At 59.0% G+C, this 24,253-nt stretch carries 25 protein-coding genes and 2 pseudogenes; 19 read left to right on the top strand and 8 right to left on the bottom strand.

The genetic code is table 11. The annotated features are described in order from the left end of the window. Positions 1-10: 10 nt before the first annotated feature. The 3 genes from EKL02_RS16905 to EKL02_RS16895 are packed head-to-tail and all read right to left on the bottom strand — an operon-like array spanning position 11 to position 3,779. Positions 11-1,045 carry an ABC transporter ATP-binding protein gene (locus tag EKL02_RS16905; RefSeq protein ID WP_128903566.1) on the bottom strand — a complete coding sequence of 345 codons (1,035 nt, stop codon included), beginning with the start codon at positions 1,043-1,045 and terminating at the stop codon, positions 11-13. 48 nt (positions 1,046-1,093) lie between these two features. Continuing rightward, positions 1,094-2,770 carry an iron ABC transporter permease gene (locus EKL02_RS16900; protein WP_241687751.1) on the bottom strand — a complete coding sequence of 559 codons (1,677 nt, stop codon included), beginning with the start codon at positions 2,768-2,770 and terminating at the stop codon, positions 1,094-1,096. 7 nt (positions 2,771-2,777) lie between these two features. Further along, a complete protein-coding gene (locus EKL02_RS16895) occupies positions 2,778-3,779 on the bottom strand; it encodes an extracellular solute-binding protein (RefSeq protein ID WP_206732415.1) in 1,002 nt (333 codons plus the stop codon). 161 nt (positions 3,780-3,940) lie between these two features. Between EKL02_RS16895 and EKL02_RS16890 the strand changes: the two genes are divergently transcribed. From EKL02_RS16890 to folE2, 4 genes are read left to right on the top strand one after another with little or no spacing between them, the layout of a single operon-like run. Then, entirely contained in the window at positions 3,941-4,192 is a 252-nt protein-coding gene (locus EKL02_RS16890) for an exodeoxyribonuclease VII small subunit (RefSeq protein ID WP_128903121.1), read from the top strand. Beyond that, the gene (locus tag EKL02_RS16885) at positions 4,189-5,079 is read left to right on the top strand and encodes a polyprenyl synthetase family protein (RefSeq protein WP_128903120.1); all 891 of its coding nucleotides are present in this window, start codon (positions 4,189-4,191) and stop codon (positions 5,077-5,079) included. The genes EKL02_RS16890 and EKL02_RS16885 overlap by 4 nt, the downstream gene beginning before the upstream one ends. A gap of 24 nt (positions 5,080-5,103) precedes the next feature. Continuing rightward, positions 5,104-6,978: a 1-deoxy-D-xylulose-5-phosphate synthase gene (gene dxs, locus EKL02_RS16880; RefSeq protein ID WP_128903119.1), complete on the top strand. Its 1,875-nt coding sequence runs from the start codon at positions 5,104-5,106 to the stop codon at positions 6,976-6,978. A 43-nt stretch (positions 6,979-7,021) separates the two neighbouring features. Beyond that, positions 7,022-7,828 (top strand): GTP cyclohydrolase FolE2, encoded by an 807-nt coding sequence (gene folE2 / locus EKL02_RS16875; protein ID WP_128903118.1) that lies wholly within the window; start codon positions 7,022-7,024, stop codon positions 7,826-7,828. Between the two features lie 9 nt (positions 7,829-7,837). Here folE2 and EKL02_RS16870 read toward each other — a convergent pair whose 3' ends face one another. Continuing rightward, the gene (locus EKL02_RS16870) at positions 7,838-8,389 is read right to left on the bottom strand and encodes a cob(I)yrinic acid a,c-diamide adenosyltransferase (protein WP_128903117.1); all 552 of its coding nucleotides are present in this window, start codon (positions 8,387-8,389) and stop codon (positions 7,838-7,840) included. A 64-nt stretch (positions 8,390-8,453) separates the two neighbouring features. On the opposite strand from EKL02_RS16870, the gene EKL02_RS16865 reads away from it, so the two are divergent. After that, complete coding sequence (locus EKL02_RS16865; protein WP_128903116.1) at positions 8,454-8,786, top strand: CidA/LrgA family protein; 333 nt, start codon at positions 8,454-8,456, stop codon at positions 8,784-8,786. Further along, positions 8,783-9,508, top strand: a complete 726-nt coding sequence (locus EKL02_RS16860; RefSeq protein ID WP_128903115.1) for an LrgB family protein — start codon at positions 8,783-8,785, stop codon at positions 9,506-9,508. Before EKL02_RS16865 ends, EKL02_RS16860 begins: the two co-directional genes overlap by 4 nt. 27 nt (positions 9,509-9,535) lie before the next feature. Here EKL02_RS16860 and EKL02_RS16855 read toward each other — a convergent pair whose 3' ends face one another. Genes EKL02_RS16855 through EKL02_RS16845 form a run of 3 tightly spaced genes read right to left on the bottom strand, consistent with a single transcriptional unit; the run spans position 9,536 to position 12,237 of the window. Then, complete coding sequence (locus EKL02_RS16855) at positions 9,536-10,021, bottom strand: glutathione peroxidase (protein WP_128903114.1); 486 nt, start codon at positions 10,019-10,021, stop codon at positions 9,536-9,538. 5 nt (positions 10,022-10,026) lie between these two features. Beyond that, positions 10,027-11,163, bottom strand: a complete 1,137-nt coding sequence (locus EKL02_RS16850) for a PilT/PilU family type 4a pilus ATPase (RefSeq protein WP_128903113.1) — start codon at positions 11,161-11,163, stop codon at positions 10,027-10,029. 30 nt (positions 11,164-11,193) lie between these two features. Further along, positions 11,194-12,237: a type IV pilus twitching motility protein PilT gene (locus tag EKL02_RS16845; RefSeq protein ID WP_128903112.1), complete on the bottom strand. Its 1,044-nt coding sequence runs from the start codon at positions 12,235-12,237 to the stop codon at positions 11,194-11,196. Positions 12,238-12,343: 106 nt separating this feature from the next. On the opposite strand from EKL02_RS16845, the gene EKL02_RS16840 reads away from it, so the two are divergent. Together EKL02_RS16840 and proC are read left to right on the top strand one after the other, a co-directional pair. Further along, a complete protein-coding gene (locus EKL02_RS16840; protein WP_128903111.1) occupies positions 12,344-13,051 on the top strand; it encodes a YggS family pyridoxal phosphate-dependent enzyme in 708 nt (235 codons plus the stop codon). 47 nt (positions 13,052-13,098) lie between these two features. Then, positions 13,099-13,923, top strand: a complete 825-nt coding sequence (proC, locus tag EKL02_RS16835) for a pyrroline-5-carboxylate reductase (RefSeq protein ID WP_128903110.1) — start codon at positions 13,099-13,101, stop codon at positions 13,921-13,923. Between the two features lie 50 nt (positions 13,924-13,973). Here the strand turns inward: proC and EKL02_RS16830 are convergent. Further along, a pseudogene (locus tag EKL02_RS16830) lies at positions 13,974-14,945 on the bottom strand (integron integrase); the annotation flags it as partial. A gap of 1,328 nt (positions 14,946-16,273) precedes the next feature. Here EKL02_RS16830 and EKL02_RS16820 point away from each other — a divergent pair. The 11 genes and pseudogenes from EKL02_RS16820 to EKL02_RS16770 all read left to right on the top strand — a co-directional run bounded on the left by EKL02_RS16820 (position 16,274) and on the right by EKL02_RS16770 (position 24,183). Then, a complete protein-coding gene (locus EKL02_RS16820; protein WP_128903107.1) occupies positions 16,274-16,690 on the top strand; it encodes a DUF4279 domain-containing protein in 417 nt (138 codons plus the stop codon). Positions 16,691-16,799: 109 nt separating this feature from the next. Continuing rightward, the gene (locus EKL02_RS16815) at positions 16,800-17,126 is read left to right on the top strand and encodes a hypothetical protein (protein WP_128903106.1); all 327 of its coding nucleotides are present in this window, start codon (positions 16,800-16,802) and stop codon (positions 17,124-17,126) included. A gap of 138 nt (positions 17,127-17,264) precedes the next feature. Then, positions 17,265-17,588 carry a transposase gene (locus EKL02_RS16810; protein ID WP_206732380.1) on the top strand — a complete coding sequence of 108 codons (324 nt, stop codon included), beginning with the start codon at positions 17,265-17,267 and terminating at the stop codon, positions 17,586-17,588. A gap of 11 nt (positions 17,589-17,599) precedes the next feature. After that, a complete protein-coding gene (locus tag EKL02_RS16805) occupies positions 17,600-18,454 on the top strand; it encodes an IS3 family transposase (protein ID WP_241687693.1) in 855 nt (284 codons plus the stop codon). A 41-nt stretch (positions 18,455-18,495) separates the two neighbouring features. After that, positions 18,496-19,236, top strand: a complete 741-nt coding sequence (locus EKL02_RS16800; protein ID WP_241687888.1) for an alpha/beta fold hydrolase — start codon at positions 18,496-18,498, stop codon at positions 19,234-19,236. Between the two features lie 104 nt (positions 19,237-19,340). After that, on the top strand, positions 19,341-19,976 hold the full coding sequence (locus EKL02_RS16795) for a hypothetical protein (protein ID WP_128903104.1): 636 nt from the start codon (positions 19,341-19,343) through the stop codon (positions 19,974-19,976). Positions 19,977-20,077: 101 nt separating this feature from the next. Beyond that, positions 20,078-20,569: a GNAT family N-acetyltransferase gene (locus EKL02_RS16790; protein ID WP_128903103.1), complete on the top strand. Its 492-nt coding sequence runs from the start codon at positions 20,078-20,080 to the stop codon at positions 20,567-20,569. 99 nt (positions 20,570-20,668) lie between these two features. After that, positions 20,669-20,941 (top strand): annotated as a pseudogene (locus EKL02_RS18630) (GFA family protein); the annotation flags it as partial. 19 nt (positions 20,942-20,960) lie between these two features. Then, positions 20,961-21,545: a hypothetical protein gene (locus EKL02_RS18625; RefSeq protein WP_241687906.1), complete on the top strand. Its 585-nt coding sequence runs from the start codon at positions 20,961-20,963 to the stop codon at positions 21,543-21,545. Positions 21,546-21,745: 200 nt separating this feature from the next. Further along, entirely contained in the window at positions 21,746-22,120 is a 375-nt protein-coding gene (locus tag EKL02_RS16775; RefSeq protein ID WP_128903102.1) for a YkvA family protein, read from the top strand. A gap of 347 nt (positions 22,121-22,467) precedes the next feature. Next, a complete protein-coding gene (locus EKL02_RS16770) occupies positions 22,468-24,183 on the top strand; it encodes a PHB depolymerase family esterase (protein WP_164932053.1) in 1,716 nt (571 codons plus the stop codon). Positions 24,184-24,253: the final 70 nt, after the last annotated feature.

The raw sequence follows: 24,253 nt of genomic DNA, 5'->3' as shown, positions 1-24,253 counted from the left end.
TCGTGAAGCCTTAGCGCTTGAAGGCCACCACGTGGTCGATTTCAAGCCGGATGCCGATCTTTTCGCCGAGCGCATGATTGTGGTGGCTCGGCACCAGCGACAATACCCTGGCGCCGCCGGGCAGCTCCAGCGTATACAGAAACTCCGCGCCGCGAAACGCCTTGGCGAGCACTTTGGCCTGCAGGGGACTGGCGTCATCGTGGATCAGGTCGTCGGGGCGCACCAGCACATCCACCGTGCAGCCGAGGCAGCAGTCTTCGGGCATCCTGGCCGGCACCGCACCGAGTTCGATTTCGATGCGGTTCGGCGCCAGCACCTTGCCGGGTATGAGCACGCCTTCGCCGATGAAATCGGCGACGAAGCGGTTGACCGGTTCATGGTAGAGCCGGTAGGGCGCATCCCACTGCTGGATGACGCCCTGGTGCACAATGCCGATTTCGTCGGCAATGGCGAAGGCTTCGTGCTGGTCGTGCGTGACCAGCACCGCGGTGGCATTCTGCTGCTTGAGAATGGCGCGCACTTCGACGGAGAGGCGCTCGCGCAACTCGACATCCAGGTTGGAAAACGGCTCGTCCATCAGCAGCAGGTCGGGCTTGGGCGCCAGCGCGCGCGCCAGCGCCACGCGCTGCTGCTGGCCGCCCGAGAGTTCGTGCGGATACGCCTTGCCGAGCGCCTGCAATCCGACCACTTCCAGCATTTCATCGACGCGGCGCGCAATCGCGTCGCGCTCCAGGCCGCGCAGTCCGAAGGCAATGTTGCGCCGCACGTCCAGGTGGGGGAACAGCGCATAGTCCTGGAAGACCATGCCGATGTGGCGTTGTTCTGCCGGCATGGAAAAATCGCGGCTGCTGACCAGGCGGCCATTGACGTGGATGGCGCCGGCGCTGACGGTTTCAAAGCCGGCAATGCAGCGCAGCGCCGTGGTCTTGCCGCAGCCGGACGGGCCGAGCAGGCAGCCGATCTGGCCGCGCGCCAGCGTGAAGCTGAGGTCGGAGAATGTGGCGGTGTGCTGGTAGATGTGGGAAATGCCAGTCAGCTGCAGCATGGTGTCGCCGCCGGCGTCCATCGAATTAAGAGTATCCATTACGCTATTTTACTTGCCCGACTGCCGGGTCAGCAGCACCACCGGCACCAAGCCGACCAGCACCAGCACCACGGCAGGCAGGGCTGCCAGTTCCCACTGGCCTTCGGACGTCATTTCAAATACCCGCACCGCCAGCGTATCCCAGCCGAACGGCCGCGTCATCAGGGTGATCGGCATTTCCTTCATGACGTCGACGAATACCAGCAGCGCCGCGGTCAGCAGGCCGCCGCGCAGCAGCGGCACATGCACGCTTGCCAGCAGGCGCCAGCCGGACAGCCCCATGCCGCGCGCGGCTTCTTCCTGGCTGCGCGTGATGCGCTGCATGGCGCTGTCGATGGCGTTGAAGCCGGGCGCCAGGAAGCGTGCCACGTACGCCAGCAGCATTACCGTCAGGGTGCCCTTGAGCACGCTGCCGTCGCCGCCGCCCAGCACCGGCAGCCACGCCAGCAGGGTATTGTCCAGCCAGGCCACCGGAATGAAAATGCCGACCGCCAGCACGGTGCCGGGCACGGCATAGCCGAGCGTCGACAGGCGCGTGAAAAAGCGCGTCGGCCAGTCGCGGTACAGGCGCAGCGCGTACGACAGGATCAGGCCGGCCATGACCACCAGGGCGGCGGCAATGCCTGACAGCAGCACCGAATGCCAGATGAATAGCGGATAGCGGGCATCGAATTCTTCCGCGAATACGCTGGCGCTCCAGATCAGCAGCTGCAGCAGTGGAATGACAAAAACGGCGCAAAAGAACAGGCCCAGCGCGGCGCTTACGGTCCAGCCCAGCGCCGGCTTCAGGCGATAGGTCGTGGCCTGGCTGCGGCCGCTGCCATGGTAACGGCGCACGCCGCGCCAGTGCTGTTCGGCCGCCACCAGGGCAAACACGATCAGCACCAGGATCGACGCCAGTTGCGATGCGGTGGACAGGGAAAACAGGCCAAACCAGGCCTTGTAGATGGCGGTGGTGAAGGTGTCGTAATTGAAGATGGCGACGGTGCCGAAGTCGGCCAGCGTTTCCATCAGCACCAGCATGATGCCGCCGACGATCCACGGGCGCGCCATCGGCAAGGCGATCCTGATAAAGCCCTTGCGCCGGGAAAGTCCCAGCGACTGCCCGGCTTCCAGGGCGCGCCTGCCCTGGGTCAGGAAGGCATTGCGCGCCAGCAGGTAGACGTAAGGGTAGAGGGCCAGCGTCATCACCAGGATCACGCCGCCGCGCGAGCGGATGCGCGGAAACCAGCTGCTCGTGCCGAACCATTCGCGCAGCAGGGTTTGCAGCGGCCCGGTGAAGTCGAGCAGGCCGATGGCCACGAAGGCGGTGACATACGCGGGCATGGCCAGCGGCAGCATCAGCGCCCAGGCGAAGAAGCGGCGTCCGGGAAATTCGCACACGGCGGTAAGCCATGCCAGTGTGACACCCAGCAGTCCGGTGCCGACCGCCACGCCCAGCGACAGCCACAGGGTGTTGAGCAGGATGCCGGGCAAGACATGCTGCGACAGGTGCAGCCATGTGTCGGACTGCGGGTACATGAAGGAGGACAGCACCACCACCAGCGGCACCAGGGTCACCAGCGAGACCAGGAAGGCAGCAAGGCGCCAGCCTGTCAGCCAGCGCGCCAGCGCCATGCGCGGCAGGCGCAGGGCTTGGGCAATGGCGGGGGAGGCGGGAGCGGCGATGGCAGTGACGTCCTTCATCGAAGGATTACTTGTAGCCGGCGCGGTCCATCAGTTTGACTGCGACGGCCTGCAGTTCGCCAGCCTTGCTGACATTGATCACGTTCGGCTTGAAGTTGCCCCAGCCGACCAGGACCGGATCCGCCTTAACCTTCGGGTTGACCGGATATTCCATGCCGGAGTCGGTATACAGGTTTTGCGCCTGCTCCGACGACAGCCATTCGATCAGCTTTTGCGCGCCGGCCGGGTTCTTGGCATGCTTGGTCACGCCTGCGCCGGAGACATTCACGTGCACGCCGCCGGTTTTCTGGTTGGCCCAGAAGATGCCGATGGGCAGGTTCGGTTTCTTTTCGATCAGGCGGCCATAGTAATAAGTGTTGGCGATGCCGATGTCGCACTGGCCGGCGCCGACCGCTTCGAGCATCTTGCTGTCATCCGAAAAAACATCGGTGGCGAGGTTGTTCACCCAGCCCTTGACGATCTGCTCGGTTTTGGCTTCGCCGTGTTCCTCGATCATCATCGCGACCAGCGACTGGTTATAGACTTTTTTCGAGGTGCGCAGGCACAGGCGGTTTTTCCATTTCGGGCTGGCCAGGTCTTCGTAGGTCGACAGTTCTTCGGGCTTGACGTTCTTCTTGTTGAAGAAAATCGTGCGGGCGCGCACCGACAGGCCGAACCACAGGTTGTTGGGGTCGCGCAGGTGGGGCGGCACGTTTGCGCCCAACACCGGCGAATTGACCGGGCGCAGCAAGCCTTCCTGGGCGGCCTGCCATAGGTTGCCGGCATCGACCGTGATCAGCATGTCGGCCGGGGTATTGGCGCCTTCGGCCTTGAGCTTTTCCAGCAGCGGGCCTTCCTTGTCGGTAACGAACTTGATGGTGGTGCCGGTCTGCTTGGTATAGGCGTCAAACATCGGCTTGATCAATTGCTCGATGCGGGCGGAATAGACGACGACTTCGTCGGCCGCCGCGCCCGAAGCAAAGCCCAGGGTGGCGATGGCAGCGGCAAGCAGGGTGGACAGCAATTTCATGATATTTCCTCCAAGTGCAGAAAACGAATTACTGCCAGTATAGGTAAAAAGCCGAGTTATGTAAATGAAAATCATTATCGTTTATATTCGTTCGTTGCCGCTCAGTCCCAGCCGGGTTGGTTTGTTCTAAAATAACGGGTTAGCTTTCAGTTTGGATCTTTATGTCAAAAAAGAATGTTCCCGCCAGTGAACCGGCATCGTTTGAGCAGGCGATGGCGGAGCTGGAGCGATTGGTCACGCAGATGGAGGAAGGCGAGTTGCCGCTGGAAGCCTCGGTGGCGGCGTACCAGCGCGGTTCCGAACTGGTGAAATATTGTGCTGCCCAGCTGGACAAGGTGGAAAACCAGGTCAAGGTGCTCGAGGGCGACATGCTCAAGCCCTTTGCCGCCGATGGCGCAGGGGACGAGGCATGAGCGCGGCAGGGTTTGCCGACTGGATGCGCAGCGTCCAGTCCGGCATGGAACAAGCGCTGGCGGAGTGCCTGCCGGCCGAGGCAGCCCTCCCGCAAGAATTGCATGCCGCCATGCGCTATGCCGTGCTCGATGGCGGCAAGCGCGTGCGCCCGCTGCTGGTCTTTGCTGCCGGCGCGCTGTTTGCCGCGTCCGACGCGGAGCTGGCACGCGCGGCGGCGGCCGTGGAAATGATCCATGCCTATTCGCTGGTGCATGACGACATGCCCTGCATGGATGACGATGCGCTGCGCCGCGGCAAGCCGACGGTGCATGTCAAGTATGGTGAAGCCACCGCGCTGCTGGTGGGCGACGCCCTGCAGTCGCAGGCTTTCCTGGTGCTGGCCGAGGGCACGGGCGACCCTGCCCGCAAGCTGGCCATGCTGCGCCTGCTGGCGGAGGCATCGGGGTCGGCGGGCATGTGCGGCGGCCAGGCGATCGATCTGGCCAGCGTCGGCCTGGCCCTGTCGCTGGAGGAACTGGAACAGATGCACCGCCTGAAGACCGGCGCGCTGCTGCGCGCCTCGGTATTGCTGGGCGCCTGGTGCGGCAAGGCCTTGACGCCCTCCGACACGGCGGCGCTGGATGCCTATGCGGCGGCAGTGGGCCTGGCATTCCAGGTGGTCGACGATATCCTCGACGCCACCGCCGACTCGGCTGTGCTCGGCAAGACCGCCGGCAAGGATGCGGCCGACAACAAGCCGACCTATGTGTCGATCCTGGGGCTGGCGCAGTCGCGCGCACTGGCGGAAAAATTGCGGGCGGATGCCCACCGCGCGGTGCAGCCGTTTGGCGACCAGGGCTTGCGCCTGCGCCAGCTGGCAGACCTGATCGTCGAGAGACAGTCTTAAGAACAGAATATTAGAAAATATCCCATGGACTTGCTAAAAAAAATCAACAGCCCCGCCGACCTGCGTACCCTGGCGCGCGCCGACCTGCCGCCGCTGGCGGACGAACTGCGCGCCTTCGTGCTCGACTCGGTCTCCAAGACCGGCGGCCACCTGTCGTCCAACCTGGGCACGGTGGAGCTGACGATTGCGCTGCATTATGTCTTTAACACCCCGGAAGACCGCATCGTCTGGGATGTCGGCCACCAGACCTATCCGCACAAGATCCTGACGGGCCGGCGCGACCGCATGGCCACGCTGCGCCAGTTCAACGGCATTTCCGGCTTTCCGCGCCGCGACGAGAGCGAATACGATACCTTCGGCACGGCCCACTCCTCGACCTCGATTTCGGCGGCGCTCGGCATGGCGCTGGCGGCAAAGACCAAGGGCGAGAACCGCCATGCCATCGCCGTCATTGGCGATGGCGCCATGACCGCCGGCATGGCTTTCGAAGCGCTGAACAACGCCGGGGTGTACGAAGACATCAACCTGCTGGTGATCCTGAACGACAATGACATGTCGATCTCGCCGCCGGTGGGCGCGCTGAACCGGTATCTTGCGCGCCTGATGTCCGGCAAGTTCTATGCCGCCGCGCGCAACGTCGGCAAGACCGTGCTGCCGGCGCCGATGCTGGAACTGGCCAAGCGCCTGGAAGAACATGCCAAGGGCATGATCATGCCGGCGACCATGTTCGAGGAATTCGGTTTCAACTACATCGGCCCCATCGATGGCCACGACCTCGAATCGCTGGTGCCGACCCTGCAAAACCTGAAGGCATTGAAGGGCCCGCAATTCCTGCACGTGGTGACCAAAAAAGGCCAGGGCTACAAGCTGGCCGAAGCCGACCCGGTGCTCTACCATGGCCCCGGCAAGTTCAACCCCGCCGAAGGCATCAAGCCCGCCAAGGCCGGCAAGCTGACCTACACGCAAGTTTTCGGCGACTGGCTGTGCGACCAGGCCGCGGCCGACAAGCGCCTGATCGGCGTGACGCCAGCCATGCGCGAAGGCTCCGGCATGGTCGCGTTCGAGCAGCGCTTCCCCGACCGTTACTATGACGTCGGCATCGCCGAGCAGCATGCCGTGACGTTTGCCGCAGGCCTGGCGTGCGAGGGCCTGAAGCCGGTGGTGGCGATTTATTCGACCTTCCTGCAGCGCGGCTACGACCAGCTGATCCACGACGTCGCCCTGCAAAACCTGGACGTGACCTTTGCGCTGGACCGCGCCGGCCTGGTCGGCGCCGACGGCGCCACCCACGCCGGCAATTACGACCTGGCCTTCCTGCGCTGCATCCCCAACATGGTGGTCATGGCGGCGTCCGATGAAAACGAGTGCCGGCAGATGCTCTCCACCGCTTTCCAATATAATGGTCCTGCTGCCGTGCGCTATCCGCGCGGCGCAGGCGTCGGCGCTGCGGTGCAGAAGGATTTGCAGACCCTCCCTGTGGGCAAGGGTGAAATCCGCCGCGAAGGCAAAGGCATTGCCATCCTCGCCTTTGGCACCATGCTGGCGCCGGCGCTGGCCGCAGGCGACGCCCTGAATGCGACGGTGGCCAACATGCGCTTCGTTAAGCCCATCGATGCGGATCTGGTGCGGCAACTGGCCCAGACCCACGATGCGCTGGTGACGGTGGAAGAGGGTGCGCTGATGGGCGGCGCCGGTTCGGCGGTTGCCGAGGCGCTGGCCGAAGCGGGCATCGTCAAGCCGGTTCTGCACCTGGGCTTGCCGGACAAGTTCATCGACCATGGCGACGCAGCCCAGCTGCTGGCCATGTGCGGGCTGGACGCCGCCGGCATCGAAGCTGCCGTGCGACGGCGCTTCGGCAAGGATGACAAGGGCGAGCCGCGCCTGGTCGTCAACAACTGAATGATCCGTGCCGCCGAATGCGGCACACTTTGAAAGCACTGCGATGAATAGCCGCGACCTGAACCTGACCACCATTCCCGACGTGCAGAGCACGCCAGATACGCGTCGCCTGGCGATCCAGCGCGTCGGCGTCAAGGGCGTGCGCTATCCCGTCACCATCAAGACCAGTTCGGGCGCGCAACCGTCTGTGGGCACCTGGAACATGTACGTGCAGCTGCCAGAAGCGCAGAAAGGCACGCACATGTCGCGCTTCATCGCGCTCCTGGAAGGCAATCGTGCGCCGCTCGACATTCCCCATTTCTCCGGGCTCTTGCGCAAGATGGTCAAGCTGCTGGACGCCGACGCCGGGCGCATCGAACTGACCCTGCCGTATTTCATCAACAAGACCGCGCCGGTGTCCGGCGTGGAAAGCCTGATGGATTACGAAGTGGGCCTGACCGGCGAGATCCGCGGCGACGCAATCGAAGTCACCCTGAAAGTGATGGTGCCGGTGACCAGCCTGTGCCCCTGCTCGAAAAAAATCTCCGCCTATGGCGCCCATAACCAGCGTTCGCACATCACCGTCAGCGCCATCCTGGCCGGCGAGATCCTGATCGACCAGCTGATCGCCAGGATCGAAGCGCAGGCGTCCTGCGAACTGTATGGCCTGCTGAAGCGCCCGGACGAGAAATACGTCACCGAGCGCGCCTACGAAAACCCGAAATTCGTCGAGGACCTGGTGCGCGACGTCGCCGGCATGCTCAATGCCGATAGCCGCATCGCCGCCTACACGCTGGAAGCGGAAAACTTCGAGTCGATCCACAACCACTCCGCCTACGCGCTCATCGAGCACGACAAGCGCAAGCAATAAGCCCCGGCGTCAGCGCGCGCGGCTGCGGTCCCACAGGACATCGCCGCCGCCGGCGTGGCGGTTCAGCACGCGCGCCAGCACGAACAGCAAATCCGACAGGCGGTTCAGGTAGTGGCGCGGATGCGCGTGCAAGGCTTCGGCGTGACCGAGCGCGACCACGCTGCGTTCTGCGCGCCGGCACACCGTGCGGCAGACATGCGCCAGGGCGGCAGCGCGGGCGCCGCCCGGCAGGATGAATTCCTGCAGTGCCGGTAGATCTGCATTGTATTTTTCCAGCCAGCCGTCGAGCCGCGCCACGTGCTCGTCCGTCACCATGCTGTAGCCCGGAATGCACAGTTCGCCGCCGAGGTCGAAGAGGTCATGCTGGATCGACAGCAATTCTTCCCGCAGCGCCGCCGGCAGGTCTTCGCACAGCAGCACGCTCAGGTGCGAATTGAGTTCATCCACGTCGCCCATGGCGTGCACGCGCAGGCTGTCCTTGGCGGTGCGGCTGCCGTCGCCCAGGCCAGTGCTGCCATCGTCGCCGGTGCGGGTGGCGATTTTCGAGAGTCGGTTTCCCATATTCTTGCAGTAAGATGTGTGCTTTGACGGACCCCATTATTCCAGATATTGCCCACGCGCGAACATGATCAATACATTTGTCATCCTCCTGCTGTTCCAGCTGGCCGGTGAAGTCATCGCCCACGGCTTCAACCTGCCGATTCCGGGGCCGGTGATCGGCATGCTGCTCCTGCTGATTTTCCTGATGGTGAAAGGCAATGCCGCGGAACAACTGGCGCCCACCGCCAATGGCTTGCTGCGCCACCTGTCGGTCATGTTCGTGCCCGCCGGCGTCGGCGTCATGCTGCACGGCCAGCGCATCGCCGACGAATGGCTGCCGATTGCCGCCGCCCTGGTGGTGTCCACGGTGCTGGGCATGGTCGTCACGGCCCTATCCATCAAGTGGCTGCAAAAATGAATCCCGATTTCAACAGCGTCTGGGTCTATCTTTCCACGTCGCCGCTGATGTGGCTGGCGGCCACCCTGCTGGCCTACCAGCTGGCGCTGGCCCTGCACGTGCGCGCCAGGGGCAACCCGCTGGTTAACCCGGTGATGATTGCGGTCGGTATCCTGGTGGTGCTCCTGGCCATCACCAGGACGCCTTATCGCAACTATTTCGACGGCGCGCAATTCGTGCACTTCCTGCTGGGGCCGGCCACGGTGGCGCTGGCCATTCCGCTCTACCAGCAACTGGCAAAACTGAAGCGTCACTGGCTCTCGTTCCTGGTCGGCACCCTGATGGGGTCAGCCACTGCCGTCGTCACTGCCATGGGCATCGCCTGGCTGCTCGGGGCCTCGCCGGCGGTGGTGCTGTCGCTGGCGCCGAAATCGGTGACGACGCCGATCGCCATGGGCATTGCCGAGAAAATCGGCGGCCTGCCGTCGCTGACCGCCGTCATGGTCATCGTCACCGGCATCCTGGGCGCCTCGCTGGCGCAATTCATCATGCCGCGCATTAAGATCCGCGATGACAGCATCAGCGGCTTTGCCATGGGGGTGACCGCGCATGGCCTGGGCACCGCGCGGGCATTCCAGGTCAGCGCGGAGATGGGCGCCTTCGCCGGCCTGGCGATGGGCGTGACCGGCGCCCTGACGGCGGTATTGCTGCCGCTGGCGCTGAAACTGTTCGGGGTGATTTGAGGAAGGCGGGGAAGTGTCCCCGGGGGGCTACTCGGCCAGCAGTTTCTCGATATCGGCGCGCAGCGCCTCTGGCGCGGTGCGCGGGCCATAGCGCCGGTACACGCTGCCATCCTTTTTCACCAGGAACTTGGTGAAATTCCACTTGATCGACTGCGTGCGGAAAATGCCGCGGGCCTGGCGTTTCAGCTGCACGTACAGGGGATGGGCATGGCCGCCGTTGACATCGACCTTGGCGAACATCGGGAAACTCACGCCGTAATTCTTTTCGCAAAAGGCGCCGATGGCAGCGGCGTCGCCAGGCTCCTGCCGGCCGAACTGGTTGCAGGGAAACCCCAGCACCGCCAGGCCGCGCCCGCCATAGTCGCGGTGCAGGTTTTCCAGGCCCTGGTATTGCGGCGTAAAGCCGCACTGGCTGGCGGTATTGACGATCAAAAGCACGCGGCCGCGATACTGGCCGAGTTCGACCTTGCCGCCGGAAAGGCTCTCGGCGGCGAAGTCGTAAACGCTCGCCACGCCGGTCATACGATGCCCAGGTGCTCCGTGCCCTTGGAGAGGTCGCGGCCCTTTGCGTCCTTGCCGCGCAGCTTGATCGTCAGGCGCAGGTCGTTGACCGAGTCGGCGTTGCGCAATGCGTCTTCATACGAAATCTTGTCGGCTTCGTAGAGCTCGAACAGGGCCTGGTCGAAGGTCTGCATGCCCAGCTCCTGCGACTTCTTCATGATTTCCTTGATCTCGTGGACATCGCCCTTGAAGATCAGGTCGGAAATCAGCGGCGAATTCAGCATCACCTCGACTGCCACGCAGCGGCCCTTGGTGTCGCGCAGCGGAATCAGGCGCTGCGAGATCATGGCTTTCAGGTTCAGCGACAAGTCCATCAGCAATTGCTGGCGGCGCTCTTCCGGGAAGAAGTTGATGATGCGGTCGAGCGCCTGGTTGGAGCTGTTGGCGTGCATGGTGGCCAGGCACAGGTGGCCGGTCTCGGCGAAGGCAATGGCGAAATCCATGGTTTCGCGGTCGCGGATTTCGCCGATCTGGATCACGTCCGGCGCCTGGCGCAAGGTGTTTTTCAGGGCCACGCCCCAGCCCTCGGTGTCGACGCCGACGTCGCGCTGGGTGACGATGCAGTTGTGGTGCGGGTGGATGTATTCGACCGGGTCTTCAACTGTGATGATGTGGCCGTAGCTGTTTTCGTTGCGGTAGCCGACCATGCCGGCCAGGGTGGTGGATTTGCCGGAGCCGGTGGCGCCGACCATGATCACCAGGCCGCGCTTGGTCATCACCACTTCCTTCAGGATGTCCGGCACGCCCAGGTCTTCGAGCTTGGGAATCTTGGTGGTGATGGTCCGCAGCACCATCCCTACGCGGCCCTGCTGCACGAAGGCGGAGACGCGGAAGCGACCCAGCCCGCCGGGGCTGATGGCGAAGTTGCATTCCTTGGTCGCCTCGAATTCGGCTGCCTGCTTGTCGCTCATGATGGCGCGCGCCAGCTCGATGGTGTGCTGGGGCGAGAGCGGCTGGTTCGATACCGGCGTCATCTTGCCGTCGATCTTGAAGGCCGGCGGGTATTCTGCGGTGATGAACAGGTCCGAGCCATTCTTGCTGACCATCAGGCGCAGCAAGTCGTTCATGAATTTGGTTGCTTGATCGCGTTCCATGGTGCTTCCTTAATCTATAAGCCGCGGGCATCAGCCTGGGAAATTTTCCGGGGTCTTCGCTGCGGAGCGTGCGGCTGCCGGAGAAATGATATTGCGGCGCACGAGGTCCGTCAGGTTGCCGTCCAGCGTCTGCATGCCGACGTTGGAGCCGGTCTGGATGGCTGAATACATCTGCGCGATCTTGGCTTCGCGGATCAGGTTGCGGATCGCCGGCGTGCCGATCATGATTTCATGGGCGGCGACGCGACCCGAACCATCCTTGGTTTTCAGGAGCGTTTGCGAAATGACGGCCTGGAGCGACTCCGACAGCATGGCGCGGACCATTTCCTTTTCATCGCCGGGGAAGACGTCGATGATACGGTCGATGGTCTTGGCGGCCGACGAGGTGTGCAGGGTGCCGAACACCAGGTGGCCGGTTTCCGCGGCGGACAGCGCCAGGCGGATGGTTTCGAGGTCGCGCAATTCGCCCACCAGGATCACGTCCGGATCTTCACGCAGCGCCGAACGCAAGGCGGCGGTGAAGGAATGCGTATGCGGCCCCACTTCACGCTGGTTGATCAGGCATTTCTTGGAATCGTGGACGAATTCGATCGGGTCCTCGATGGTCAGGATGTGGGCGTATTCGGTTTCATTGACATGGTTGACCATGCCGGCCAGGGTCGTGGACTTGCCCGAGCCTGTGGGGCCGGTCACCAGCACCAGGCCGCGCGGCTTCAGGGCCAGGTCGCCAAAGATCTTCGGCGCATTCAACTGCTCCAGGCTCAGGATCTTGGAAGGAATGGTGCGCAGCACGGCTGCGGCGCCGCGGTCCTGGTTGAAGGCATTCACACGGAAGCGCGCCAGGCCCGGAATGGCAAAGGAAAAGTCGATTTCCAGCTTTTCTTCATACACCTTGCGCTGGCCGTCGTTCATGATGTCATAGACCATGCCGTGCACATCCTTGTGCTCCAGCGGCGGCAGGTTGATGCGGCGCACGTCGCCATGCACGCGGATCATGGGCGGCAAGCCGGCCGACAGGTGCAAGTCGGAGGCGTTGTTCTTGACGGAAAAAGCGAGGAGTTCGGAAATGTCCATTTATAATCCCTGAGCCGTTCGGAAGGCGCCAATGTCATGGTGACACAAGCGTGGGCGGTGCGTGTTGTTCAAATTGAAATGTTACATCCTGTAAAGTAATCCGATTATGTCCGTAATCGCTCATAACTTGCAAGCCGTGCAGGCACGGATTGCGCAAGCAGCGCGCGCAGTGTCGCGCGAGCCCCACGAGGTGAGCCTGCTGGCGGTCTCCAAGACCTTCGGCGCCAGCGACGTGGCGGCAGCGGCGGCAGCCGGGCAAACCGCCTTTGGCGAAAACTACCTGCAGGAAGCGCTCGACAAGATGGCCGCCGTCCGGGAGACCTTGCCCGAGGCGCAACTCGCCTGGCATTTCATCGGCCCCATCCAGAGCAACAAGACGCGGCCGATCGCCGAGCATTTCGACTGGGTGCATTCGGTCGACCGTGAAAAGATCGCCCAGCGCCTGTCGGACCAGCGGCCTGCCCACCTGCCGCCGCTGAACGTCTGCGTGCAAGTCAATGTCAGCAATGAAGCCAGCAAGAGCGGCGCGCCGCTGCTGGACGTCGCCGCCATCGCGCAGGCGGTCGCGGCCATGCCGCGCCTGCGCCTGCGCGGGCTGATGGCAATTCCCGAGCCGAGCGACGACGTGGCGGAGCAGCGCGCCGCGTTTGGCCAGGTGCGCCGCCTGTTCGACACCCTGCGCGCCGCCGGCCTGCCGCTGGACACGCTGTCGATGGGCATGTCGGGCGACCTCGAAGCGGCGGTGGCCGAGGGCGCTACCATCGTGCGCGTCGGCACGGCGATCTTCGGGCGGCGCAGCTACCCGTCACAATAATTTGCGCACAAATTCAAACAGAAACTCATCGAAACAGAAAGACCATCATGCAAGACAAGCTGAAAATCGCATTTATCGGCGGCGGCAACATGGCCACCGCCCTGATCGGCGGCCTGGCCGGCAAGCTGACCGCCGGCGCCAATATCCATGTGGTGGACCCGAATGCCGCCTCGCTGCAAAAGCTGGCGCAACAGTTCGGCGTCACCACCGCGCAGAGCGCCGACGCCGTGCTGGCGCAATCCGATGTGATCGTGCTGGCGGTCAAGCCGCAGCAAATGAAAGAAGTCGCAGCGCAACTGCTGCCGCATATCGGCAGGCAGCTGGTGCTGTCGATTGCCGCGGGCATTCGCGCCGCCGACCTGTCGCGCTGGCTGGGCGGGCATGGCGCCATCGTGCGCAGCATGCCCAACACCCCGGCGCTGATCGGCAAGGGCATTACCGGCGCGGTGGCGCTGCCGGGCGTGACGGCAGCGCAGCGCGAGGCGGCGGACGCCATCCTGCGCGCAGTCGGTCAGACCGTCTGGCTGGATGATGAAGCGCTGATCGATCCGGTGACGGCCGTCTCGGGCAGCGGCCCGGCATACGTTTTCTACTTCATCGAGGCGATGCAGCAAGCCGCGCAGGAAATGGGCCTGTCGGCGGAGCAGGGCACGCAACTGGCGATTGCCACCTTCGTCGGCGCTTCGCACCTGGCGGCGGATTCGACCGAGCCAGTCTCGGTGCTGCGCGAGCGCGTCACCTCCAAGGGCGGCACCACCTACGCGGCGCTGACCAGCATGGAGGCTTCCGGCGTGAAGCAAGCCATCGTCAAGGCGCTGCATGCCGCATCCGCGCGCGGGCGCGAGCTGGGCGAGGAATCAGGCCGCGACTGAGGCCTCGCGTATCCGGCACGTTCCTGCTCGGCGGTAAAGCGGGACTGTCTTAATGCATCCATGGGCGAATGCACGCCGCGCCCGCCGCGGTTCAGCACATGCGTATAGATCATTGTCGTCGCAACATCCGCGTGGCCGAGCAATTCCTGAACGGTGCGGATGTCATAGCCGGCTTCCAGCAATTGGGTGGCAAACGAATGGCGGAAGGTGTGCGAAGTGACGCGCTTGGCGATTTTTGCATCAGCGGCGGCGCGCTGGATGGCGCGCTGATAGGTTTGTTCGTACGTATGATGACGGCGTATGACGCCAGAACGCGGGTCTGTGGATTCATGATCTGAAGGAAAGACCCAAAACCAGCCCCATTGCATGCCAGCGCGGGGATATTTCAGTTCCAGCGCATCTGGCAGCGCAACCCCCATGCGTTGTTCTGCGCGATCGGCGTCGTATACGGCTCTGGCAGCGGCAACTTGTTCGCGTAATGCAGCCGTCAGTGACAGTGGCAACACCGTCATGCGGTCCTTGCCGCCCTTGCCATGACGAATAGTGATTTCGTGCCGGGCAAAATCGACATCCTTGACCCGCAAACCGACGCATTCCATCAACCGCATGCCTGTGCCATACATCAACTGTGCCATCAAGGCATGCGTTCCCTGCATGCGCTGGAAAATGTTTTCGGCTTCTGCCGGCGTCAGTACAGTTGGTCGCCGTGCCGGCTTGGTCGGCCGGTGCAAATCGTCCAGCCATGGCAACTCGACTCCTAGCACTTCCTTGTAAAGAAACAGCAACGCACACAAGGCTTGCCGATGCGTGGATACAGCGACATGGCGATCGTTGGCCAGGTAGGACAGGAACGCTTTTACCTCTATAGCACCCATTTCTACCGGATGACGCAACCCGTGAAAACGGATAAACCAGCGTACCCAATAAACATAGACTTCCTCGGTTCGCGCGCTATAATGCTTGTCACGAAGACAACGTTTCAATTGATCAAGCAATTTCGGCGGTTTAGCAGAAGAGGACATGTCCCGTGCTCCGTGACGTTTTTTTCATTTAATTAGTACTGTGCTTTTATACAGTTTATTGTCAAAACACAGGCAGGCACTGCGTTTCCGCAAATTTGCTCGCAGGGGTTAGGTGGCGTCTGGCTGGGTTAGGCGGACAGCAGGTCTGACCGCGATTGGATTTGTGACGGTTTTTGTATTTAATTAGTACTGTTTCTTTGTTCAGTACATTGTTGGAGGGCGCATGGATACAGCATTTCAGACGGTTCGGTGTCCAGATTCAGGCAGCTGCTTGCCGGGAAAAGCGGACACGTGATTCCACCTAATTAAAGTTATACCGATTGAATACCAAGTTACGGTCATCGGTGCATCAGTGACACGTTCGGTTTGAAGTGGAATTGGTTTTTAAAGATTAAGCCCGTTGCGGCGGCCCGGACAGTGTGCCACGTGCGGTTGTCTTGGCAGGCAAGTCTAGCTGTGGAATTTTCGCCCTGCGGTTTTGACGAGCTCCATCCTGCCGTGGTTTTACTGACCTGCGGCCTTGGCAGCGATACGAGGCTATCGGTTTTTGGCAGGAGATGCAGTGAGCACGTTGCGGGCCTCCTGAACCAGTGGCAGTTTGGCGGTAGGCAGGTTTGGCAAGCAGCTTGGTGGACGGGACGCTGAGTCCTGTCCTAGGTATAACATTTCATTGGAGCGGGACCGTCGATGATAGCGTTAAAGAGTTCAACGGGAATGCAAGCCAAGTCGGTATCGGAACGGTCGGCGGCGCCGGCCCATCAATGAAGCGTTAGACGGACAAAACATGCAGATTAAATTTGCTTTTATGTTGATTGGTCTTTTCTGCACTGGCGCAAGGGCAGATGCGTCCTTTCCGGACCCACAGAAACTACGTGCTGAAGCATACAAAGTAATGAACAATTGCCTTAGGAATCTGCCACCAAAGCAGCGCGAGCTTCCATCGACATGCAATTTTAATGAATGCGACGCTAATGTTCGCTTGTGTTGGTATGAAGGAATGCAAGTCGTTGACGCTCAAACACAGAAAATTGAGGATTTAGCGGCGGAACCCGCCCGATCAAATGAAAAATGCAGCAACGCTCTTAAATCATATTTCGATTATCGACCGCTAGATGCCTTCGAACAACGAAGCTCGACACTCGAAGGGCCGGACTTTGAATATAAGTACCCCCCTAATCTTAGAGGGGATGCGGGACTTTTAGACTCGATGATGGCATATGAACTCGCATATATTGTATATAGAAAAAATTGCAGAAAGCCTGGTCTAACTCGTCGCTCAACCGGGATGGCGGTAAATCCCGCCACCCGTTAGCTCGGCGTTAGAACGCATGGGAATTGCAGACCACTCCATCGTCGCCTTTCGAATCTTCGGAGATGACCTTGTCCCTACTGAAATAACAGACCTTTTAGGGAGTGAGCCGACTGTTGCTTACTCAAAAGGCGATGAGCGCATTGGTCGAAAGACGGGAAATCGTTACATAGAAAAAACTGGGCGGTGGAGCCTTTCGGCTGAGGACAAGCATCCTGAAGACATACCTGCACAGATTACGGAACTTCTTAGTAAACTAACCCAAGATCTCGCCGTCTGGGATCAGCTTAGATCAAAGTACGCAATGGACTTCTTCTGTGGTGTATTCATGGGATCTTCCAATGATGGACTTGAGTTCTCTCCAGAGGTTCTCGGGCAGCTATCAGCACGTGGCATTACCTTGAGTTTAGACATTTATGATCACTCTGATGACTGACATTGCGCGGGTGCTTTCTAACTCGTCACTCAACCCAGACCCGCAGCAGAGGACTTGCCGCTTCGCGGCACATGCTGCGTGCTGGTTAGTTCGGCGTTAGGCATCAGCCATGGCTACAGACGAACTTCGAAAGTCTTGGAAACGAACAGAAGCGTTCCTCCTCGACGCCAGAGCGCATTTATCAGAAGCAGCAGAAGCTATATCTGCAGATGAAATTGCCGAGTTCGACGGGTACCTGAAACACAACGAACTCGAGCTCGCGCTCGATGCGCTGGAGGCGGCGTTCGAGAAATCAGAACTGGAGTCTTGGCGCGTACTTGAACTAATGGCTCTGGCTGCGGCAAGTATGAGATTAACCGATCGACAGGATCGATATGACGAAAGACTTACGAAGGCTCGCGGTTGGAAATACCAAACGGTACTTAAAGATGCCTAACTCGTCACTCAACCCGGACGCCGCAACAAAGGACTGCCGCTTCGCGGCGCGTGTTGCGGGCCGGTTAGTTCGGCGTTATACCGCCGTCCTACCCATGAAAAGTAGACATCTCATAAAATAAGCCAGTGAGGTGTCCCTATGACGAAAAACAAACAGCAAAAAAACAAGTACAACCACTATACCGAGGACTTTCGGCGCGAGGCAGTTCGGCGCTCGGATGATCCAGGCACTTCTGCGGTCGAGGTTGCCCGAGAACTGGGTATTCATCCCGGTCAGATCTATAACTGGCGGCAGCAGTACAAGCGCCTGTCGGATAAGCAGTTCAACAGCGTGCAGGGCGTTGACTATTCGAAGGAGGAAAGCGAAGAGGTGCGCAAGCTCAAACGCGAAATTGCCGACCTCAAGGAGGAGCGCGATTTCCTAAAAAAAGCGGCTGCGTACTTCTCGAACCAAAAGCGATGAAGTACGCCTTCATGAAAGAGCAACGCGAGCACCACGCGGTGGACAAGATGTGCAGATGGATGGGCGTGAGCCGATCTGGCTATTACAAGTGGCTACATCGCGAGCCGAGCGAGCAGGCTGTACGACGAGCCCATGTCCATGCCGCCGTCGTTCATACTTTTGATCGCTTCAAGAAGCGCTATGGAGCGCCGCGTATTGCGGTGGAACTTAAGGAGTCTGGCATCGCCTGCAGCGTCAATCATATTGCCCGGCTGATGGCCGAGTCAGGTCTCAAGGCACGCAATGGAAAGAACTTTAAATTCTTCCCATCGGCCAATGCCATCAATTATGTCAGTGACAATTTGCTGAAACGCGACTTTAGCGCCGCTGCACCGAACGAAAAGTGGGTGTCGGATATCACCTACATCAAGCTGGATAAGGGATATGCGTATCTGGCGGTCATCATGGATTTGTTCTCGCGTCAGATAATCGGCTGGGCGCTGGACGCCACCATGACCACTGATCTGATTTGCAAAGCATTTAACATGGCAGTGACGCGGCGCCAGGTGAAGCCTGGACTGATCCTGCATTCCGATCGAGGGGTGCAATACCGGTCGTCTGAATATCAGGGGTTGCTATATGACCACGGTATTCGCCCGAGTATGAGCCGCAAGGGCAATTGCTGGGACAATGCCGCCATGGAAGCGTTCTTTGCACGTCTGAAGGTCGAATCGATCTATGCGGAGCCACCATGCAACAAGGAGCAAGCCTATGCCAGCGTTTTTGAATATATCGAGCTGTTCTACAATGGTGTGCGACGGCATTCTGCCAACAACTACAAAAGCCCAAGACAACATGAAGCAGACTATTATGCGCAATATGCGTAATTCACTGTCTACTTTTTGTGGGTAGGATCAAAGTATTGCATATGGTCGCTATTGTTCTTCTTCCTGGCATGGATGGCACCGGCGCGATGTTTGCTGGATTGGCTTCCGCTCTCAAAGAAGAATGCCGAACCATCGTTGTTTCCTATCCTGAAACCCAACCGCTAGGTTATCGTGAGCTTGAAGCCTATGCTCGGGCCGCGCTGCCTACGGATGAACCATATATTTTGCTTGGTGAGTCGTTCTCTGGGCCTATCGCTATTTCATTGGCCGCTTCAAAACCGGCTGGCTTAAAAGGATTGGTTCTCTGCTGTACTTTTGCCCGTAATCCTGTGCCTTGGCTAAGTCCTTTAAAGGGCTTAGTTAAGCGATTGCCGTTTCCCTATCATCTCACCAGTTTAAGTGCGCCTTTTCTGTTCGGGCGGTTTTCGACAGCTGATCTACGTAGTACTTTGCGGCAGGTCTTATCTCGTGTTCCTACAAGTACATTACGTGCGCGCCTGTGTGCAGTTCTCGGAATAGATTTCTCACAAAAAATGAGGGAAGTGGAAGTTCCGATTCTCTATCTTCGGGCCGCCGAAGACCGAATTGTTTCGAAGTCAGCTTCACGCTATATGCAAGCCTTGGTACCCACAATGAAAATTATCGAGTTAAAGGCGCCCCATCTTTTGTTGCAGGCTATACCTATCGAAGCAGGTAAAATAGTTGGAAATTTTGCAATGGAGGCGACAACAACTTTTAACTCGTCGCTCAACCGGGACGGCAATAGTGCCGCCGCCCTTTAGCTCGGCGTTAGATTTGCAATATGCGCACGCTTATATTTTTCTTCGCATTTGTTTTCTCGAACCATGTGTACGCACACGGTTGCGATCAAGAGCCGTTTCAAACCGTGAAAGAGAAATTATTTCATGGGAAGGAATTGAATGAAAACTTGAGCTCGTGCATTTTGCTGTCTGACGGATCACATACAGGCATTGCTTCCTTTGCGTTTCAAAAGCCAGAGGTGAACTATGTAACAAGCTATGACGTTGAGCTCGTGATTTTAAACGTTGAATCTAAAAAGGTTAAGGCACGGTTATCACTCAAAAATACTTGGCAAAGTGACGCTTATAAGATCAACTATGTTGAAATTATGAACCGAACTTATCCGGTTAAATATGGTTCAGTGGTCTTTGGTTTGACTGAGGGCTGGGGTGGCTCGTCTAGTGTGTCGTTCTATGACATCAAAAAATTGAGCCTTTATGAGCAACGTGGGAACAATATTGTTCCTATTCTCACTGACTTGGTTACTCACATTTATCAAGGTGAGGGGTGCGACGTGGAAACGACACGTAAGATAAAAATTAAGCCGCAACGTATAAACACCTACGTGCCAATTTATATTAAGGAACGCCGGGTCGGCATTACAAGAGAAGAAGCTGTTTGTACACCTGCAGCTCCGCGAGTAAATTTCTATGTTCTTCGTAGCAGGGATGGTAAGTACAAGGTGCCGGATCCACTTTCTCCATTTGGCGACGCTCAATGATGCACAAATCTAACTCGTTGTTCAACCCAGGCAAGCGCCAAAGAGATGGCCGCTTCGCGGCCCATGGCGCATGTTGGTCAACGCGGCGTTAAACACCAGAGATGCAGATAAGAGATTTTCAGCCAGATGATGCCGAAGTTGTGAATGCACTGGCACTTTCTGCCTTTGCGCAATACAAGGCTCAATACATAGACTGGGATGTGTTCTCTCAGAATATACAGAGGATGTCTTTGTTATCCGGCATTGGTGAAATTATCCTTGCGGAAGAGGATGATGAAATTTGTGGCGCTGTCGCGTATATCGGCCCGCACCGGCCCAAGGCAGATTTTTTTGATCCGAGATGGCCGATTATCCGTATGCTGGTTGTAAATCCGAATAATAGAGGTAAAGGCGCGGGGCGTAGCCTAACGAACGCGTGTGTTGAACGTGCTAAACGAGATAAGTCCTCGGTAATAGCGCTTCATACGTCGCCAATGATGGAGGTTGCGCTAAATATGTATCTACGGATGGGTTTTGCGTGGGCGCGCGAGGCACCTGCCCTTCATGGAGTCCCTTATGATGTCTATATTAAAAACTTGGGGAGTGATTTTTAACGCGGCACTCAACCCGGACACCCCACATAAAGCTGCCGCTTCGCGGCAAATGTGCGTTTTTGTTAGCTCTACGTTATACATGAATGACAGGAGATAAATTTGTACACAGGAAGCTGCTTATGCGGAGGCGTTCAGTTTTCGATTGCTGCGGAATTTGAACCAATACAAATCTGCCACTGCGGACAGTGTCGGAAAGCACAGGGGACGCCAATTGCGACGAATTCGCCTGTCTTGTCCTCCGCGTTTCATATGACAACGGGCCAGGAGCTCATTACCGAATTCGAATCTTCTCCCGGTAAAAAACGCTGCTTCTGCAAGGTATGCGGGTCGCCGATTTATAGTTATCGAGAATCTTTGCCTGGCGTATTTCGGATTAGAGTTGGCTTGATCAATGAGCCAATATTGGCTCAACCTGAAGCGCATTTTCATACTGGATCGAAATGTAACTGGTGGAGGATTGATGACGATTTGCCGCAGTACATTGATTCGTTTTCACCTGCAAAGGATGAAAAGGAATCCCTCGTCACCCAGCCCGGGAAAACACCATAAAGCTGCCGCTTCGCGGCCAATGGTGGGGGCCTGTTCGTTTAGCGAATGGCGATTTTCAACAGATCATGGAGGACGAGGGATGTTCGAGCATCATAGCCAGCCGCTTCTTCCGCGCGGTCAATTTTTTACCCGTCTTGCCAGAAGCGGGGGGATGGCTCTTGCCCTTATTTGCTCGTCCCTCTTCGTCGGTATGCTTGGCTACCACGGCTTTGAGCAACTCTCCTGGATAGACGCATTTTTAAATTCTGCAATGCTGCTGGGCGGCATGGGGCCGGTCGATCCGCCAGGCACTGATTATGGCAAGCTTTTCGCAGGTATGTATGCCCTCTACTGCGGGCTGGTTGTCATCTTTGTCGCAGGAATACTGCTTGCACCAGTGCTGCATCGCATTCTGCACAAATTTCATATGGAGCGCGGCAAGCCGTGACTGTGCAAGCCACGCTTGGTTACGCAGGCGAGTCCGCAGCCGTTAGCACGCGCAGCATGTCGCCTCACCGACTCGGACTGGCGCGGCGTTAGAAAGACCGTATCCGATGACATCGGAATGATAATAAAATTGCGCATCTGTCCTGTTACTTTTATGGCGGCGGCTACCGCATTTTTTCCTTTAGCGTGCGCCGGAGACTTATGACACTGCTCGATTCAGCAATCGGCTGGGCCCGACGCATCAAGCGGGATGTCGTCGCCGTTTATTTTGCCGCCCGCGATCCGGAAACGCCGTTGGCCGTCCGCATCCTGGCGCTCGCGGTTGCCGCTTATGCGCTCAGCCCGATCGATCTCATACCCGACTTCATTCCAGTGCTTGGCTACCTTGATGATGTGCTTATCGTGCCGCTCGGCTTGCTGATCGTGGTGCGTCTTTTGCCGCCGCACGTGCTTGCCTCTGCGCGCGAAAAGGCCGCGGCGGCGCTCAGCCGGCCTCGCAGTAAAGTTGCGGCGGCTGTCATCATTTGCATCTGGCTGCTGCTTCTGGCGGGTGCCTCGTACTACCTGTTTCGATAACCGGCATCCAGCCGGGTATGCTGGCGCGCATACAAGCAGTCATCCAGTTGCGTCCACCATCCCTTTATAGCTCCCGAAAAAATCGGCATTGATCGCCATCATGCAGCGCATGAATCCGTGCTGGCTGAATTGCCAGCCACTCCGGGTACCGTAAAAATACGGTATTGCCAGTCCAATTCTTGTCATCGCACTAATAATATCTCCGGGCTGAATAACAGATATTCGCTCAATGAATAAGATCTTGCTGCTAATAAAAAGATCAATTCGCGCTGTTACCACAACGCAACCAATTTAAGGAGATCGTCGCAATGCGCAGGAATTTTAAAACAGTTGCTGTATCGCTCTTGTTGAGCACTCTGGCAGTCTCTGCCCATGCATTAACCCCGGGCAGCGGTACCTGGGTCAAGGAAACCAACCTGTTCGGACTGCAGGATGCCTATACCTATGTGCCCAAAAATACTGCGCCTGCCACGATCGGCAAGGGCCGCGCACTGATGCTCACCCTGCATGGCTGCGGGATGACCGCCGCGGGCAACGTGATTAACCGGAAATACAACTGGGAAGACACGGCCGAACAATACGGCATGGTCGTGATTGCGCCGACCGTGCCTTCCGGCACGACTGCCACGCGCACTTATGCCGGGTGCTGGGATTGGTTCGGCGGCAACCATAGCCGCACGACGCGTGATGAAGCCATCCTGCTGAAGCTGGTCGATGCGGTGAGAGCCCGCCCTGAACTGGATATCGACATTACCCAGATTTACGTCACCGGCTTGTCGTCCGGCGGTGGACTGGTCGTCGACCTGGGATGCGTGGCCCCCGATTATTTTGCCGGCATGGGCATCAATGCCGGACCGGCGCTTTACACGCCGGGCAATGCCGGCGTGGGTTCAAAATCGACCCGCACGCCGCAGCAAGTGGCTGACACCTGCAAGCAGATTGCCGGCAGCTACAGCACTGCCCTGCAAACCCAGATCACCTCGGTCGTCAATGGCTCGTCCGATGGCGTTGTCGATCCCACCCATGACTGGACCAACCGCGATGGCATGAAGATCGCCTACGGCGCCACGACCGGCGCAGGTACCTTCACCGATGTGAAAAGCACGGGTACCTTATGGCAAGACAGTGCCAGCCACCTGCGGGTTTCCTATATCGAGGCAACCGGCATGGGTCATGCTTGGCCGGCCGGTCCCGGCGGCAGTGGTGGCGGAACCTATGTTGACTATACTCACGTCAATTATCCCGCTTATGTCACCAAGTTTTTCTTTGACAATAACCTGCGCGTCGAGCGCGGCGATCCCAAGCCGGTTGTCGCTAGCTGTTCTGCTTCGGTTGCCTCGCCCACGGCTACTGCTGTGACGATCAACGGCGCTGCGACGGATAACGGTTCGATTGCCAGCTACAGCGTGACGATCAGCGGCCCGTCGCCGTCGACCGATAATGCGGCAGGCAGCGGCGCAAGCTTCAGCAAGCAATATGCTGCGCTTGCCAATGGCAGCTATACCGCCAAGGTTGCCGCCACCGACAATGTCGGCGGCGTCTCGGCTGCGCCTTGCACGGCTTCGTTCCAGATCGGGCCAATTACCCTGGTGCCGCCTTCCGATGTCACCGCACCGGCCGCATCCATCACGGCCAGTGCAATCACTCTGACCTGGTCCAATGTCGCTGGCGCGACGAGCTATACCGTTACCCGTACTGGCGGTTCTGCCGGCACGGTCGTGGCATCGGTTGCAGCGGCAGGCGGCGCGACGACGAGCTTCAACGCAACGGGCCTGGAGGAGAAAACGCAATATACCTTCACCGTGCAGGCAGCCAATTCGTCCGGCACCAGCGGCGCATCGGCGGCATTGGTGGTGACGACCAAGTCCTCGTGGATTTGCACTGCAACGACCGCCAGCAATTATGCGCACGTGCAGGCTGGCCGCGCGTATGTCGTCAGCGGTTATGCGCATGCCAATGGTTCCAATACCAGGATGGGCCTGAACAATACGTTCTATACCAGCAAGCTGGCACAAACCTCGGCAGGCTATTACATCGTGGGCGACTGCCCCTCGTCACCGTAATCACGCCATTGGTCCGGTCGCTTTCTACAACCGGACAGGCTTGACTGAAAAGGCGGACCGCACGGTCCGC

The sequence above is a fragment of the Janthinobacterium sp. 17J80-10 genome (genome assembly GCF_004114795.1).
Lineage (GTDB): Bacteria > Pseudomonadota > Gammaproteobacteria > Burkholderiales > Burkholderiaceae_D > Paucimonas.
The sequence above is the reverse complement of the archived record's forward strand: the minus strand, read 5'-3'. Positions and strand labels throughout refer to the sequence as shown.

Excerpts from the sequence above, each read along its gene's own strand:
- EKL02_RS16800 (WP_241687888.1), top strand. The coding sequence starts at position 18,496 with ATGGTCGCTATTGTTCTTCTTCCTGGCATGGATGGCACCGGCGCGATG.
- proC (WP_128903110.1), top strand. The coding sequence starts at position 13,099 with ATGCAAGACAAGCTGAAAATCGCATTTATCGGCGGCGGCAACATGGCC.
- EKL02_RS16805 (WP_241687693.1), top strand. The coding sequence starts at position 17,600 with ATGAAAGAGCAACGCGAGCACCACGCGGTGGACAAGATGTGCAGATGG.
- EKL02_RS16890 (WP_128903121.1), top strand. The coding sequence starts at position 3,941 with ATGTCAAAAAAGAATGTTCCCGCCAGTGAACCGGCATCGTTTGAGCAG.
- EKL02_RS16865 (WP_128903116.1), top strand. The coding sequence starts at position 8,454 with ATGATCAATACATTTGTCATCCTCCTGCTGTTCCAGCTGGCCGGTGAA.
- EKL02_RS16840 (WP_128903111.1), top strand. The coding sequence starts at position 12,344 with ATGTCCGTAATCGCTCATAACTTGCAAGCCGTGCAGGCACGGATTGCG.
- EKL02_RS16820 (WP_128903107.1), top strand. The coding sequence starts at position 16,274 with ATGGGAATTGCAGACCACTCCATCGTCGCCTTTCGAATCTTCGGAGAT.
- EKL02_RS16815 (WP_128903106.1), top strand. The coding sequence starts at position 16,800 with ATGGCTACAGACGAACTTCGAAAGTCTTGGAAACGAACAGAAGCGTTC.
- EKL02_RS16900 (WP_241687751.1), bottom strand. The coding sequence starts at position 2,770 with ATGAAGGACGTCACTGCCATCGCCGCTCCCGCCTCCCCCGCCATTGCC.
- EKL02_RS16885 (WP_128903120.1), top strand. The coding sequence starts at position 4,189 with ATGAGCGCGGCAGGGTTTGCCGACTGGATGCGCAGCGTCCAGTCCGGC.
- EKL02_RS16870 (WP_128903117.1), bottom strand. The coding sequence starts at position 8,389 with ATGGGAAACCGACTCTCGAAAATCGCCACCCGCACCGGCGACGATGGC.
- dxs (WP_128903119.1), top strand. The coding sequence starts at position 5,104 with ATGGACTTGCTAAAAAAAATCAACAGCCCCGCCGACCTGCGTACCCTG.
- EKL02_RS16845 (WP_128903112.1), bottom strand. The coding sequence starts at position 12,237 with ATGGACATTTCCGAACTCCTCGCTTTTTCCGTCAAGAACAACGCCTCC.
- EKL02_RS16790 (WP_128903103.1), top strand. The coding sequence starts at position 20,078 with ATGCAGATAAGAGATTTTCAGCCAGATGATGCCGAAGTTGTGAATGCA.
- EKL02_RS16775 (WP_128903102.1), top strand. The coding sequence starts at position 21,746 with ATGACACTGCTCGATTCAGCAATCGGCTGGGCCCGACGCATCAAGCGG.
- EKL02_RS16895 (WP_206732415.1), bottom strand. The coding sequence starts at position 3,779 with ATGAAATTGCTGTCCACCCTGCTTGCCGCTGCCATCGCCACCCTGGGC.
- EKL02_RS16810 (WP_206732380.1), top strand. The coding sequence starts at position 17,265 with ATGACGAAAAACAAACAGCAAAAAAACAAGTACAACCACTATACCGAG.
- EKL02_RS16905 (WP_128903566.1), bottom strand. The coding sequence starts at position 1,045 with ATGCTGCAGCTGACTGGCATTTCCCACATCTACCAGCACACCGCCACA.
- EKL02_RS16860 (WP_128903115.1), top strand. The coding sequence starts at position 8,783 with ATGAATCCCGATTTCAACAGCGTCTGGGTCTATCTTTCCACGTCGCCG.
- folE2 (WP_128903118.1), top strand. The coding sequence starts at position 7,022 with ATGAATAGCCGCGACCTGAACCTGACCACCATTCCCGACGTGCAGAGC.
- EKL02_RS18625 (WP_241687906.1), top strand. The coding sequence starts at position 20,961 with ATGAGCCAATATTGGCTCAACCTGAAGCGCATTTTCATACTGGATCGA.
- EKL02_RS16850 (WP_128903113.1), bottom strand. The coding sequence starts at position 11,163 with ATGGAACGCGATCAAGCAACCAAATTCATGAACGACTTGCTGCGCCTG.